The sequence below is a fragment of the Pseudomonas sp. KnCO4 genome (assembly GCF_045344305.1).
Taxonomy (GTDB): domain Bacteria; phylum Pseudomonadota; class Gammaproteobacteria; order Pseudomonadales; family Pseudomonadaceae; genus Aquipseudomonas; species Aquipseudomonas anuradhapurensis.
The window spans coordinates 2,878,382-2,892,594 of record NZ_CP174199.1 but is presented as its reverse complement, the minus strand read 5'-3'; the positions used below and the strand labels follow the sequence as shown (position 1 = coordinate 2,892,594).

At 60.1% G+C, this 14,213-nt stretch carries 13 protein-coding genes; 5 read left to right on the top strand and 8 right to left on the bottom strand.

The genetic code is table 11. The features are described from left to right. Window positions 1-63: 63 nt before the first annotated feature. Window positions 64-993 carry an NAD-dependent epimerase/dehydratase family protein gene (locus ACJA3S_RS13675; RefSeq protein WP_406818863.1) on the bottom strand — a complete coding sequence of 310 codons (930 nt, stop codon included), beginning with the start codon at window positions 991-993 and terminating at the stop codon, window positions 64-66. A 244-nt stretch (window positions 994-1,237) separates the two neighbouring features. On the opposite strand from ACJA3S_RS13675, the gene ACJA3S_RS13670 reads away from it, so the two are divergent. Further along, the gene (locus ACJA3S_RS13670; RefSeq protein ID WP_406818862.1) at window positions 1,238-1,678 is read left to right on the top strand and encodes a MerR family transcriptional regulator; all 441 of its coding nucleotides are present in this window, start codon (window positions 1,238-1,240) and stop codon (window positions 1,676-1,678) included. A 42-nt stretch (window positions 1,679-1,720) separates the two neighbouring features. On the opposite strand, the gene ACJA3S_RS13665 is transcribed toward ACJA3S_RS13670, so the two are convergent. Both ACJA3S_RS13665 and ACJA3S_RS13660 read right to left on the bottom strand, forming a co-directional pair. Then, entirely contained in the window at window positions 1,721-2,689 is a 969-nt protein-coding gene (locus ACJA3S_RS13665) for an acetoacetate decarboxylase (ADC) (protein WP_406818861.1), read from the bottom strand. A gap of 199 nt (window positions 2,690-2,888) precedes the next feature. Next, entirely contained in the window at window positions 2,889-4,325 is a 1,437-nt protein-coding gene (locus tag ACJA3S_RS13660) for a coniferyl aldehyde dehydrogenase (protein WP_406818860.1), read from the bottom strand. 101 nt (window positions 4,326-4,426) lie between these two features. Between ACJA3S_RS13660 and ACJA3S_RS13655 the strand changes: the two genes are divergently transcribed. The 3 genes from ACJA3S_RS13655 to ACJA3S_RS13645 all read left to right on the top strand — a co-directional run bounded on the left by ACJA3S_RS13655 (window position 4,427) and on the right by ACJA3S_RS13645 (window position 6,349). Beyond that, window positions 4,427-5,047, top strand: a complete 621-nt coding sequence (locus ACJA3S_RS13655) for a TetR/AcrR family transcriptional regulator (RefSeq protein ID WP_406818859.1) — start codon at window positions 4,427-4,429, stop codon at window positions 5,045-5,047. Between the two features lie 96 nt (window positions 5,048-5,143). After that, window positions 5,144-5,842 carry a type 1 glutamine amidotransferase domain-containing protein gene (locus ACJA3S_RS13650; protein ID WP_406818858.1) on the top strand — a complete coding sequence of 233 codons (699 nt, stop codon included), beginning with the start codon at window positions 5,144-5,146 and terminating at the stop codon, window positions 5,840-5,842. Window positions 5,843-5,971: 129 nt separating this feature from the next. After that, window positions 5,972-6,349 carry an NUDIX domain-containing protein gene (locus tag ACJA3S_RS13645; protein ID WP_406818857.1) on the top strand — a complete coding sequence of 126 codons (378 nt, stop codon included), beginning with the start codon at window positions 5,972-5,974 and terminating at the stop codon, window positions 6,347-6,349. 8 nt (window positions 6,350-6,357) lie between these two features. On the opposite strand, the gene ACJA3S_RS13640 is transcribed toward ACJA3S_RS13645, so the two are convergent. Next, window positions 6,358-6,756, bottom strand: coding sequence for a DUF5329 domain-containing protein (locus ACJA3S_RS13640; RefSeq protein ID WP_406818856.1), 399 nt, complete (start codon window positions 6,754-6,756; stop codon window positions 6,358-6,360). Between the two features lie 63 nt (window positions 6,757-6,819). After that, a complete protein-coding gene (locus ACJA3S_RS13635) occupies window positions 6,820-8,388 on the bottom strand; it encodes a phospholipase D family protein (protein WP_406818855.1) in 1,569 nt (522 codons plus the stop codon). 397 nt (window positions 8,389-8,785) lie between these two features. On the opposite strand from ACJA3S_RS13635, the gene ACJA3S_RS13630 reads away from it, so the two are divergent. Continuing rightward, window positions 8,786-9,700: a LysR substrate-binding domain-containing protein gene (locus tag ACJA3S_RS13630; protein WP_406822253.1), complete on the top strand. Its 915-nt coding sequence runs from the start codon at window positions 8,786-8,788 to the stop codon at window positions 9,698-9,700. 35 nt (window positions 9,701-9,735) lie between these two features. On the opposite strand, the gene ACJA3S_RS13625 is transcribed toward ACJA3S_RS13630, so the two are convergent. The 3 genes from ACJA3S_RS13625 to ACJA3S_RS13615 all read right to left on the bottom strand — a co-directional run bounded on the left by ACJA3S_RS13625 (window position 9,736) and on the right by ACJA3S_RS13615 (window position 13,896). Beyond that, on the bottom strand, window positions 9,736-10,887 hold the full coding sequence (locus ACJA3S_RS13625; protein WP_406818854.1) for an L-dopachrome tautomerase-related protein: 1,152 nt from the start codon (window positions 10,885-10,887) through the stop codon (window positions 9,736-9,738). 26 nt (window positions 10,888-10,913) lie between these two features. Beyond that, on the bottom strand, window positions 10,914-11,921 hold the full coding sequence (locus ACJA3S_RS13620; protein ID WP_406818853.1) for a zinc-binding alcohol dehydrogenase family protein: 1,008 nt from the start codon (window positions 11,919-11,921) through the stop codon (window positions 10,914-10,916). Between the two features lie 220 nt (window positions 11,922-12,141). After that, window positions 12,142-13,896, bottom strand: a complete 1,755-nt coding sequence (locus ACJA3S_RS13615; RefSeq protein ID WP_406822252.1) for a glycoside hydrolase family 15 protein — start codon at window positions 13,894-13,896, stop codon at window positions 12,142-12,144. Between the last annotated feature and the right edge of the window lie 317 nt (window positions 13,897-14,213).

Genomic DNA, 14,213 nt, shown 5'->3' with positions numbered 1-14,213 from the left:
TCAACCCGTATGAGTCGAGCGTGGATTTTCACGGCCAGCCGCCTTGCTGCACCTCAATCGTAATCAGCCCAGCCGCTCATTCCGGATTTGAACGAGCCCTTGATGGTAAGTGGTAACTTTGAAATCGGGAAAACGCTGCTTGTACTTCGAGGAGTCGAACAAGTTGTCGTGTGCGTAGCGTGGCAGCAGCTCCCGCAGCTCACGCACCTGCCTGGATACCAGGCCTGCCGCTGTCAGAGTCAGTTTGCCCAGCACTTTATAGGTAGCGTCCCTGCCAAAGATCTGGGCCGCCAGGCTGACAAGTTGTTGATAGGTCAGCCGTTCATCATCACAAGGAAGGTGCCAGGTTTGCCCGAATGCGTCGGGTGTATTTCCCAGCGCCGCCAAGGCCCGGCTTGCATCCGGCGTCCAGATAAGTGTGCGCAGCGTATCGTCTCGCACGGGGACGCGGGGTGTCTTGCCGGCCTTCAGGCTGTCGATGACCAAGGTATTGGTGATGCTCTGCGTCTTGCCGGGCCCATAGAACTCCGGAGCGCGCCCGATGACGACAGGAATGTCACCGCGTTGCATCTCCTGCAGCACCATCGATGCCATCCGTGCCCGAACCTGGCCCTTGCGGCCGACCGGTGCGAAGGGGGTGTCCTCGATCAGCAGGCGATCATCCTGCGGATACATATAGGTGTTATCGAAATAGACGAAGCGGGCATCCGCTGCGCGCGCCGCATCAAGAGCGTTTTGCAGCATCGTTGGAAACTGCGTTTCCCAGAGCTGGGTATCTGGCGGCAAGCCCGCAGTGAAATAAACGATGCTGCTACCTTGCACGGCCTTGGTCGCCTGGCTGGCGTCGAGCAGGTCAGCCGCAACCAAGGTGTCGGAGTAACTGACTTTGCGCGGGTTGCGGCTGACCAAGCGGATATCTTCGGTAAAGGTCTGGTTCAGTGCCCGTGCCAATTCGATGGCTATCTGGCCAGTTGCGCCTAAAACGGTTTGCATTTGGTCTCCTGGAAACCTCGGTAACAAGGTTTCTCGCTGCAATGATGGTGGCCCGTTCACCTGTGCTGTACGTATCGGTGATTGTCGCGCCTGAGCGCTCTGCACCATGGTGCTCGTTGCCCAGGCACCTACCTTAAGATTAAAGTCAGCTTTAAGGTCAAGCCCTTGTTGTACGCCTGATTGGCACTGCAGGGCTTGCAGGCTTAAAGTGACTTCACCCTGAAAACTTGCGCAAAGGTGTCGGATGAGGATAGGAGAACTTGCGAAAATCACGGGTCTGGCCGCTTCACGTATCCGTTTCTACGAGGCAAGCGGGCTGATTCAATCGGTTGAACGCAAGGCCAACGGTTACCGCGACTATTCAGATGATGCCGTCTGGATCCTGGAAATGATCACCAGCGCCCAGGCAGCAGGCTTCACCCTGGATGAAATCCGCCATCTGTTGCCGGTGAGTGCACAAGGTTGGCGTCATGACCAACTGCTGTCCGGATTGAAGCGCAAGGTCGAGGAGATCGAACTGTTGCAGCAGCGCTTGGCTCGCAACAAGGAGCAGTTGCTGACGGTTATCGAAGGCATTGAAAGCAAGCCAGACGGGATGCCGTGCGTAGACAATACCCAGCGTGTGCTTGGCCGTCTGCGCGAAGAGATCGCCTTGGGCAAGACGGGCGCTTCACCTGCCAAATGACTGGTTGGTGCGCCGGCTCAAGGGCCGGCGCTGATACAGCGTTCAGTCAGCGGTATTCAAATTCGCGAGCAGCTTCGGCGCATAGAGGGCGCTCTGGAATTCAGGCACGTATTCGTATCTGACCATCTTGCCCACCTTCAAGGAGCGGATGTAGCTCGACAGGCTCCCGTCGCCGAGCACCAGGCGCGCCGAGTCTGCGCTCATGCTTGACCCGTGGCGGGTCTGCCGGGACGTTGCATAGCCATAGCTCAGCCGGCCCGCGTGGTCGAGGTTGGTAAAGCTGTTGGTTACCAGGCCGGCTTCAGTGGATACGTCGTCGAGTTTTCTGGCCTTGAAGATGACGTCGATCTTGCCCGTCTGGGCATCGGCGATGTCATAGGCCACGGTCGCGGCGTCCTCTCGGCGGTTGATCTGCGTCAGCCACTTCGGCAGGTTGTAGCCGACCACGCCACGGACACGGGCAAGCTCGGTATTTACCGGCAACTTGAGCACATAACCCCAGAAGTCCTTGGACAGGGACTGGCCGATCAAGCTGAACGGCCCGAGATTGGACTTGCCTGGCTTGTTGGTGATGATCGACAAGGCAATCTCGTTGTAGCTGTCGTTGTCGCAGTAGTCGTAGGTGTAGGCGGTGAACGCTACCAGGCCGCGGCCAGGCCAGACCTGCAGGGGTTGCACCTGGTCGAGCACTTCGGCGGGCATCAACGCGCGCAGGCGATCAAGGTCTGCCGTGTATACGGCGGTAACCCTGCTGTTCTTGTAATAGAAGTTAGGCGAGTAGGATTCGAAACCCATGTCGACCTTGGTCTTTTCCAGGCCCTTGAACCAACTGAGGTCCATGCCTGGGGCTTCGGCCTGGATCACCGACAGCGGCGGGTTGGAGCGGTAGCGGTCGTACAAGCCACCTTTGACCACGGGTACCGGGTGGCCTGCGATATCGATGACCGTGGTTTCGACATGCCCGGGGTTGCCGCCAGGGTCGGCCAGGGTGGGGTTGGCAACGGGCGTCATTAGGGCACCTGCCACAGCAGCGACGGTTCCGAGTTTCACGTTTCAGTCTCTCCGGTGAATTGCATCACGCATTGATGAATGCGCCCAGGCATCGCGCTTGGCGCCGAACTGGATGTACCTTGCACTGGCACCTTAACGTTTAACTTAACTTTAATGTCAAGGCGCCAATGGGCCGGCTTTTCTGCCACCGGGCATGCCGTTACGGACGTGGCCGCAGGGAAAAGGCGAGGGCCAACTCGACCAGCTTGCCGAAAGGTGCGCGCAGCAGCCTCGGCAGGTTCCAGCGCCCCTGGACGAACACGCCCTTGGCATGGCTCATGGCGCGAAAACCCTCGATGCCGTGGTAGGCGCCCATGCCACTGGGGCCTACGCCGCCGAACGGCAGGTCGTCCACAGCGACGTGCATCAGGGTGTTGTTGATGCCGACGTTGCCGGAGGTGGTGCACTTGAGTAGCGCTTCGCTGTCGGCCCCCACCTTGCCGAAGTAGTAGAGCGCCAGGGGGCGTGGCCTGGCGTTGATGTAGCCGATCGCTTGGTCGAGCGAGCGATAGGTGCGCACGGGTAGCAGAGGCCCGAAGATTTCCTCGCGCATGACCGCCGTATCGTCACCAGCGCCCACGATGAGTACCGGTGCCAGTGTCCGCGGTCGCTGCGCCGCGCGCTCTGGCATCACGCCCGCCTCGATGATCTGGGCACCGCTGGTACGCGCGTCTTCGATCAGCGCCTGCAAGCGGGTGTAATGCCTGTCACTGACGATGGAGGTGTAGTCCGGGCTGGTCGGGCCTTGCGGGTAACCACGGGCGACAGCCGCGCGGTACTGGGAAATGAATGCATCCAGGTCATCTTCATGGACCAGGGCGTAGTCAGGTGCCACGCAGGTCTGGCCAGCGTTGGCCAGCTTGCCAAAGACAATGCTCTCGACGGTGCTGCGAACGGCATGCCCCGGGGCCACGACCACAGGGCTCTTGCCGCCCAGTTCGAGGGTAAGTGGCACCAGATGGTCACTGGCAGCGCGCATCACCATTCGACCAACTTGGGTACTGCCGGTGAACAGCAGGTGGTCGAAGGGAAGGGCGCTGAAGCTCGCGCCTACCTCAGGGCCGCCGAGTATCACCGCCACCTCATCGGTACTGAAACTGGCCGCCAGCAGGCGCTGAATCAGCTTACTGGTGCGTGGCGTCAGCTCGGAGGGCTTGATCATCACCCGATTGCCAGCCGCCAGGGCGGTGGCCAAGGGGATGAAGGTCAACGCGACCGGGTAGTTCCACGGCGCCATGACGCCGATGACGCCTTTGGGCTGATACTCCACGTAGGCGCGGCCAGTACGGTGAAACGCCGCGACGTGACGACGTTCGGGCTTCATGAAGCGACGTAGGTGCCGCAGCAGGTAATCGATGGACTGGACCACGCCAAGCAGTTCCATGATGTCTGTTTCGTGCCTTGAGCGGTTGCCGAAATCGGCGTTGATCGCTTCCTCCACATCGCGTCGGTGGGCAAGCACTGCCGCGCGTAGCTTGAGCAGGTTGGCCTTGCGTTGCGCAATGCTGGGTGAGCCGTCGTGGAGAAACGCACGGCGCTGCTGTTCGAGGGTGGTTGTCGCGTTGCTCGTTGGGATGGAAGTTGCGGCAAGGGTCATCTCGCACCTCTCAAGGGCTTTGCAATGTAGACACTGTAAACTTGATTTGCGATGATCTTAGGAAGACAATGTGTTCACTGTCAACATGAGCGGAGAGCCGTATGTCATCCGATGAAACCTGCGAAGCAAAGCCCTACCACCATGGCGACTTGCGTCGGACCATCATCGACACTGCGCTGGCGACCCTGAAAGAACAGCAAGGCTGGCAATTCACCCTGCGCGAAATAGCCAGGCGAGCCCAAGTGAGCCATTCGGCTCCGTATCGGCATTTCCCGGACAAGGGGGCGCTGCTTCATGAGCTGGCGCTATTGGGCTTCGAGCGACTGAACGCGGCGATGCAGGACGCGATGTTGCCGACGATGTCAGCCCCGCAGCGTTTGCAGGCCATGGCCTATGCCTACCTGGCGTTTGGCCAGGACAATCCGGACTTGTACCGGTTGATGTTCTCGACACAGGCCGGAGACCCGGCGCAGATCCATGTCGATCCCCGAGCTCAGGCGCCGTTCTACCTGGTGATCGAGGTACTCGAGCGCGGGCAGGCGGAAGGCACCATTCGCGCCCGTTCCGCCTTGGGACAGGCGACCGCAAGCTGGGCGCACCTGCATGGGTTGACCCTGCTTTCGATCGATGGCCGGTTGCTGCCGGCCAAGGTTGGCGAGCATGCCATCGAGGATGCCTTGACCACCTTGCTTGACGGTTTGCTGCGTGATCAAGCGACCTGATGGCTTGTCGCCCGTGTTCAACGCTGATGACCAGGAACTGCTCGCCTGTACATGAGCGATGCTTGGCCCCATCCCACAACTATCAGGTACCGAGGCATGACCAAACGCATCCTGCACGTCGTCACCAACATTGCCCATTACAGTGACCCGAGCCATCCCACGGGGTTGTGGCTGAGTGAATTGACGCATGCCTGGCATGTGTTCGCTGACAGCGGCTACGAACAGCACCTGGTGAGCCCGCTGGGTGGCAAGTCACCACTCGAGCCTCGCTCGCTCAAGTGGCCTTTGCTCGATAGCACGGGCAAAGCCTGGTTGAACAACCCGGCGGCAATGGCACGGCTTGCCAACACCTCGAGCCCGCAGGCGCTAGTGGCATCAGACTTCGACGCCATCTACTTTACCGGTGGCCATGCGGTGATGTGGGACTTCCCCGAAGACGAGGGCCTGCAGCGGCTGACGCGCGAGATCTATGAGCGTGGTGGCGTCGTCTCCTCGGTTTGCCATGGGTATTGTGGGTTGTTGAATACCCGGCTGTCTGACGGTCGTCTTCTGGTAGAGGGACGCCGGCTGACTGGCTATGCCTGGATCGAAGAGGTGCTGGCGGGCGTAGCGAGCAAGGTCCCCTACAACGCCGAGCAAGAGATGAAGCGTCGAGGGGCGCGCTACGAAAAGGCATTCCTGCCATTTATTTCCAATGTGGTTGTCGATGGCCGCTTGGTGACGGGCCAGAATCCACAATCTGCCAAGGCCACTGCGGAGCAGGTCGTGGCATTGCTTCAGCAGCGTAGCAAGTAGGTTTCAAGACTTTGCCGAGCTTGTCGCTTGAGCGTTGTGGGCCACGGTTCGCGTCCAGCCTGTCTCCAGGTATTGCAGCCTCGCTCGACAACCGAGGTCATCTGTTTGCGAAGCAATGAGGTGCTGCTCGTGCGCAGAAAGGACGCCAAATGGGAGTTCCCAAGCGGTCTGCTCGCGAGCGGGGAGGCACCATTGGTTGCCGCTGCCCGCGAGATCTGGAAAGAGTTGTCGCTACACTGCCCCGGCTTGAGCGCAGTTGGCACCTTTGAGGTCGGCAACGTTCTATACCATGTTTTTAAAACCTGCCTGACTGAGGACTGCAACGTCGTGCTTGGCAGAGGTATCGTTGCTTGTAAGTGGGTCGACTGTGAAGAGTTGACGGCAACCATGTTGAAACCCGCAGCGGCTGCCTTGCTATCACGAGATCTTTCAGCGCTTGTCCATTCTGATGAACCCGCTGCATCATCATTAGCCGCCGACGCGAACATCAGGCCGGAGCGACTGTAAGATGCCCACTATCGAGATTTACGTTGCCTTTGCAGCTCTTTGTTCAACCAGCTATTTGCCGGTTCGACACCTTCTGGGCATCGCACCTCATAGGCACGGCCACTGATGCTGCTTCTGGTGGCTGCAAGGTCAATGAAGTCTTCCGCAGTTTTCACCCGGTTCTGGCTTTCCAGGTAATGCAGCTTCTGCTCCAGATGCGCCCGGGCTTGGGGCCCTGTGTATTCGGTTCCGTTACGCACAAACCTGCAGCTGCTGTGCTCGACAAAGTCCAACAAGCGCTTGATCTCCTGATCGGCTTGAGGTGTGGCTGGTACCTGGCAACTGAGGAGGATGGCGAGCGGGGCGATAGCCACTGTCACCAGCGATTGACACATGGGACGCGCGGGGGCCTTGATCCACTGCTGCATGTTTCATCTCGCGTCTGAAAGCTGAATGCCCCACCGCCAGCAGCGACCTTGGCCACACCCATCCTATAACAACTTCTCCAACCCAATCGTGCTGCTGAGCCATGAGTTGAAGCGTCGCCACCAGCCCCCCGGTTCCTTGGGCAACGTATGGCGTTTGCCATTGTCTTCGGTGATCCAGACCAGATGGCCATTTTCCAGCCGGACCTGATAACTCAGAGCAGGTGCCATGCCTTCGAGGGCCAATCCGCGCACCTGCCCGGCCAGTGCTGGATCATCGACCAGTACCCCCACCTCGGTGTTCCACAACAACGAGCGTGAGTCGAAGTTGAACGAACCGATAAACGCTTTCCGCTGGTCGAAAACCATCGCCTTGGTGTGCAGGCTGGAGTCGGAACTACTGGCGGAACCCTTATGCCAGAGGCGCGGCCTTCCCTGGTCATGGTCACCCGATTGGCGGCGTAATTCGAACAGCTGCACACCATGCTCCAGCAAGGTTTTGCGATAAGGCGCGTAAGCACCCTGGGTGGCGGGCACGTCGTTGGCTTCCAGTGAGTTGGTGAGCAAGCTGATCGACACCCCAGCGTCGGCACGGCGGGTCAAGTACACCACCCCCGGTTGGCCGGGCACCATGTAGGCCGAAACCAGAATCAGCTCCTTGTTGACCCCGTTAAGCTCGGGTTCCAGCTGGGTGGCCAATAGTAAGTACGGGGCGGGTTCGCCACTGGACAGGACTTTGCTCGGTGCATCCCACATCGCTTTGTTCCAGGCCCAAATCAACCCCCGTCGCCAGTTGTTCAGGCGTGGCTGCGTGATATAGGTCATCAGTTTGCTATACAGCGCAGGGTTCTGTTTGTGGGTTTCCTCGAGCGATTCGTCAAGCTGGGCCTTAAGTTTGGTCAGGTCCGTGGCCGTCGGTTTGATCGTAGTGAACTGCTCGATGGGCTTGCTCAGGACACTGTTCCAGTACTGGTCAAAGCACTGTCCTAACTGTTGTGCAACTGGGCCGACACTGAGCATGTCGATGTCAGTGAAGTTCCTGTTGGGCTCGGCATCGAAGTACTCGTCGCCCAGATTGCGCCCTCCGACGATGGCCACGCTGTTGTCCACCAGCCACAGTTTATTGTGCATACGCCGGTGCTGCTGCGACAGGTTGAACAGCCGCCCCAGTGTACGTGTCACCACGGTGCTGCGGCCCAAGTGCAGAGGATTGAACACACGGATCTGTATGTGCTGATGCGCCGCCATGGTTGCGATTATGCGCCCCAGGTCATCACTGGCGGTGTCATCGAGCAAGATTCTCACGCGGACGCCGCGATCAGCGGCCGCGAGCAACTCGCGCATCAGTATCCGTGTAGTGAAACCGTCGTGGACGATGTAGTACTGCAAATCGATGCTGCTTTGCGCGTTGCGAATCAGCTCGGCGCGGGCGGCGAAAGCCTCGGCACTATCGGGAAACAAGCGAAAGCCCGATTGACCTTGATGGGGCGCAACCTGGGCCTGGATCGAACGGCCGAACGCCGAATCGTCCGCCGGCAGGGCCTGGCTCGGTTCGAGAGCGACTTCGGGTGTCGTACAGCCGCCAGACAGCAGTATGAGCAACAGTAGGGCAAGCAGGGGCTGGTTGGTTATCACGGAGCGTACCCGGCTGTGGCGATGAAGGTATCGGATTCCGAAGAATGGCCATCCCTTACCACCAGCATTGGGTCGTCACGACCGTGTGCAATGGTTCTTCGATCTGCGGTGTGGTTTGAAAAGCGTAGTTCAATCCGTGCAGTACTGGCGCGGAAAAATTGGCCAGGCGATCCTGGTGCCTAATGGTCTGGCGTTTAGTGCGTGGACGATGGCGACCGTCAGGAGGATCCATCAGCGGCCGCAATCTGCCGCCCGCGAATCTCGATTCGCGTTCAATTTCGGCGCCTGATCAAGTTGCCGGCTCGGCATTCTGGCAAGAGCAGGCTGGGCGGGAATCTGCAATGTCGCTACCCTTGGGCCCTCACGCCAAGGTCAAGAATTGTCCACTGTGAAGAAAATAGTTCGAGTTGATGACCTTCAGGTCTTCGTCACCACGGCCTCTGCAGGCAGTTTCTCGGCAGCGGCCAGGTTACTGGATATCTCGCCGGCACTGGCCAGCGGGGCCGTCCAGCGTCTGGAGGGCAGCCTGGGCGCCAGGCTGTTCGTGCGCTCCACGCGGCGTTTGCGCCTGTCGGGCGATGGCGAGCGATACCTGGCCCATGCTCGCCAGGCACTGGAGGCACTGGGTAATGGTGAGGTTGCCCTGACCGAAGGGCGCGATGAAATCGCCGGCGTGCTGCGCTTGTCGATGCCTTCGGATATCGGCAGAAATGTGCTCTTGCCCTGGCTTGACGAGTTCCAGCAATTGCACCCCAGGTTGCTGTTGCAACTGCGGGTCAGCGATCAGGTGGCTGACCTTGTCGGCCAGCAACTGGATGCGAGTATCCGCTACGGCCAGCTTGCCGATTCCAGCCTTGTCGCGCTGATGCTTGCTGCGGAAAACCGCCGAACGGCTTGCGCTTCAACTGCCTATATCGCTCGACATGGCGCGCCAGCCACTCTTGAAGACCTGGCCAGGCACAACTGCCTGCGCTATGTGATGGGCGAGCAGACCTACGAGCGATGGAGCTTCGATACGCCCGACGGACTCAGGACCATCCCCGTGACCGGTGATCGCGTCAGCGACGACGCCGATATCGTAAGGCGCTGGGGCGTTGCAGGGTTTGGCATCGTCTACAAATCCAGGCTGGACGTTCTGGCGGACCTGCGCGCAGGGCGCCTGATCGAGCTGTTCCCTGGTGATTACGGTCAACCCGCGCCCTTGCAGCTGGTGTGCGCTCACCGAACATCGCTCACGCCCGCTGTCCAGGCGCTGAGGGCGTTCCTGGCGGAGCGTTTCGAGCAACTCCTGGCGGGTAACGGAGGAGGATGACGGGGCTGGTGGCCCCGTCACGCCATGGCGCCGTGTCAATACGTCCGGGCGGGCCCGGCGTCGATCTTCACACGCATCAGGCTATAGGGCTTCACGCGTTTGTCTTGCCCGTCGTTGAAGCCTGCCGACCGATGCAGTTGGTTGGCGGTGAAGTAAAGGTATCCATCCGGGCCGATGGACAAGGTATCCGGCCAAAGCACCCGGGAATCCTCGACCAGGGTCTGCCAGCTGCCGTCGGCGTGGCGTTTGCGAATAGCGTTATGTTCGTAATCGCCAGCATAGACAGCGCCATTGGCATCGGCTTCAAGTCCGTCCGAAGCACCTTTCTCACCCAGGTCGACAACCGCTTGTTCAAGCTCCGCTTCGCTTATTGATGGATCGCGCAGCAGCTGCGTCGGCACTGAGTAAAGATGTCGACTCGACAACGGGCAGAAGTAGAGGGTCTGGCCGTCGCTGGAAAGTGCGATACCGTCCGAAGCCACGGTCAACAGGCCTGCCTCGCCGCTGGCGTTACGCGTGATCAGCGCCGGTTTGCCTTCCACGACCGGAACGAATGCAGGGTCCGCCGAAGTGGACTTGGCACCGCTCAGGCGCCGTACGGCATTGCCGCTGGCAAGATCGACGACAATGATCCCGCCCGGGCCGCTGATCGAAGAGTCCGTTATATACGCCGTACCTTCATCGCCAACCCGAAAGTCGAAGCGCACATCGTTCACATAGGTGCTCGGCAGGATGACCGAATCAGGGAAAACCACCGTCTTCACAGGCTTGTTGGTGGCCAGGTCGATGGCGACCAGCTTCGCGCCACCCCGTGTGGGTTGGGCGAACTTCGGCGCGGCCGTGTCGAGAACCCAGACACGGCCTTTGCCGTCGGCCACCACGCTTTGCACACTGATGAAGTTTTTAGCCGGATGCGCAAGATCAGCCACGTTGGTCTGCAGGTCAGGGTAGGGCACCAGGCGCCCTTGAGCGACTTCTGCCACCGTGTACGGAACATCATCACCCCATCTTGGGAAGTTCACGAATATCCGCCCCGTTTCGCTCACCGTCACGCCGGTCGGCATTGCCCCGTTGAAGGCGTAGACGCGTTCGAGGCGTGCCCCGGTGCCGCTAGCACTGGCTGCGACCGCAACACCATTGAGGGCGACAGCCAGTGCCAGGCCAGCCATTTTGAACCATGTGTTCATTGTCCAGTCCTTGAGTGGATGAATGATCAGAAGCCTTCCAGGACAATCTTGCCTTTCGCCTTGCCGCTTTCGATCAGCGCGTGGGCCCGTTTGAGGTTGCTGGCACTGATGCTGCCGAAATGTTCGCCAACGGTAGTCCGGATAACCCCGTCGTCGATCAGTGACGATATCTTCTCCAGCAGTTGGTGCTGCTTGATCATGTCTTCGGTCTGGTACAGCGAGCGGGTGAACATCAGCTCCCAATGCACCGACAGCGACTTGCGCTTGAACGGCACCACATCCAGCTGCGCCGGGTCGTCGATCAGTGCGAGCTTGCCTTGTGGGCGCAATACTTCGACGATCTGCGCCAGGTAGCTTTCGGTGTGGGTCAGGCTTATCACGTAGTCCACCGGGTGCAGCCCGAGTTGCTGCAGTTGCGGGGCGATGGCTGCCGAGTGGTCGATGACGTGATGCGCGCCGAGCTCAGTGACCCATGCCTGGGTTTCAGGGCGCGAAGCGCTGCCGATCACCTGGAGCTGGGTGAGCTTGCGGGCGAGCTGCAGCAGGATCGAGCCGACACCGCCGCTGGCGCCGATGATCAAAAGGCTCTGACCGGCACCGCCATTTTCCTCTACACCCAGGCGGTCGAACAGCAGCTCCCAGGCAGTGATGGAGGTCAGTGGCAAGGCGGCGGCGCTGGCGTTGTCCAGCGTACGCGGCTTGTGCCCGACGATGCGCTCGTCGACCAGGTGAAACTCGCTGTAGGTACCAGGGCGATCGATTGCGCCGGCATAAAACACTTCGTCGTCAGGCTGGAACAACGATACCTCGGCGCCGACTTCGCGAACGATACCGACTGCATCCCAACCCAACACTTGAGGGCGGTCGCCGCCACGGCTGGCTCTGACCTTGGTGTCGACCGGGTTGACCGCGATGGCCTTGACTTCGACCAGCAGATCCCTGGCGCCCGGCGTCGGCTTGGGCAGTTCGTGCTCGAACAGCGACTGCGAGTCTTCAATCGGAAGGCCTGGGGTGTCGTAGACGATGGCTTTCATTCGGAGGTGTCCTTGCAGGTGAGAAGTCGTGACAGGCTAGCCGTTGGGCGTTTTCTGAAAAACAAGGCGATTGCCGGAAGACTTTCCGCGTTTTGCTGAAAATCTGAACGCTGGCGCCCTCGGTGATTCGCAGCGTCCAGGCCTCTGGTTCGGGCTCGCTGTGCTGCTGGGGACATGTGAGGCGGCATCCAGTTGATCCTGTCGCCAGCCGCGTGCGTTATCACCTTTCGGGATGGTAGCCACCGATGGCCATCGCAGCTCTTAGGGCCGCCAGGTGAGTCAAGCCCTGCGGAAGGTTGCCCAGATACTGCCCCGTCTGCGGATCGACCATCTCCGAGTAGATGCCTACCCCGTGGGCTAGCCCTTTCAAAGCGTCTGAATAGGCGGCCACCGCGCGCTCCTGGTCTCCCAGAATGGCCCAGGCTTCGATCAACCAGAATGTGCAGGCCAGGAAGCAACCTTCCTCTCCCTGTGCATCGGTGTAGCGATAGTGGAAAGCGCCGGCTTTCAGATCATGGTCGAGGGCGTCCAGCGTGCTGCGTAGACGTTTCGTGCTGGGGTAGCCGAACCTGACGGCCAATGCCAGCGAGGCATCCAGCCGCTCGCTGTCTGGATGAAAAACATAGGCCTGGCGTTCCTCATTCCAGCAGTGCACCTCAATCCATTCCTGGATACGCTGCCGCTCGCGATCCCAGCGTTCCCGGCAGGTGGTGGGAAGATGGCCTCCATCTGCCAGTTCGATGGCTCGGCTCAAGGCTTGCCAGCAACTGATCTTGGACATCGTGTAGTGCTGCTTTTCCGGCAATTCCCAGATACCGGCGTCCTGCTGGCGCCAATCGTCGGCGCACTGGTCGGCAAGGCCTGAGAGGAGCATGGCGCTCGGGGCATCGAGAATGTTGCCGCTGTCGATGAAGCAGCGCGCTGTTTCGAAGATGTCACCGAACACCCCGTGTTGAAGTTGGTCGCGGGCGTCGTTGCCGACAACGGGGGGCGAGTTCTTGTAGCCAGGCAGAGCGACCGGGCGCAGGCAATCACCGATTGCACCGTCGAGGGTATAGAACACCCGCGGCCCATGTTCATCCAGCCGGCGCAATAGCCAGGTAAAAGCAGCCTTGGCTTCTGGCTGAGCGCCGATGCCCAGAAACGCTTCGATGGTGTAGCCGGCATCGCGTATCCAGGCGAAGCGGTAGTCGTAGTTCTTGCCGCCGCCAATCCGTTCGGGAAGGGACGAGGTCGCTGCCGCCATGATCGAACCACTCGGAGAGGACAGCAGCAGTTTGAGGGCCAGCGCATTTCGGATGACCTGGGCCTGATACGGGCCGTCGTAGAGCAGCCCCCTTGACCATTGGCACCACTCCCGATGCGAGCCGTCGATGCGTTCATCGATCAGGGCCAATGGCGGTACCACCAGCGGCTCATCACGCCCCGCGATGATTGCGACCACCGAGCGTTGCCCCGCAGCAAGGCGAAGTACAGCACGGACGCCCATGTCGTCCTTGCGTTGGATGTGCACATGATGGTCGTGCAGGAACATGCCGAGTATTCGGCCTGCATGAAAAACGCAGGCATTGTCATTCGGCGCCACGTAGGGGCTTACCGTGTCGGCTTGGGTTCCGAAGTCGATGGCGATCTCGAAGTCGACCCTACCCTCGATACCTTCGATGCGCCTGGCAAGTTCGGCCCAGGGCAAACGCCCGGCAGGGCCACTGTTCAAGGACTCGGTCAGCCGCGCACGACCGTCGTCGGTCGTGAAGAGTGTCTCGAGGACGTTGCTGCCTGGCAGGTAGCGCCGCTCAGCAACGAACGGCTGGTTGGGGGTAATGGAAAAGTAGCCTCCTGTTTGGGGGGCCAGCAGCTTGTCGAACAGGGGGGGTGAGTCCATGTGCGGCACACACCACCAGTCGATGGAACCGTCCAGACCAGTCAGTGCCACAGAGCGCCCATCGCCGAGCGCACCATATTGCTCCAGGGGCAACCATCCACCCTCATCTCGCTGAGCTGCACCCTGTTGAGCCTTTACCGGTTCTCTTTCCATCGGTGTGCCTTCGATATCACCTGTTCTGATTCCGACACGGCTATCCGGCGTCTGGTTCGCCTTGTGTGAGCGCTGCGCAAATAGAGGAAAATGAACTTTGTCCACGCTTGGGCTTCCCTTGTTCAAAGGCTGAAATTCGGAGCGCAAGATGAAGAAAAAGAGTGATAGGCAGAAGGCAGGCGCGCAGACGAAGCCGCATGGGGAAGAGGAACGAGACAACGATGCCCATCGTCCGGATGGATCCACGGGTACAGCCC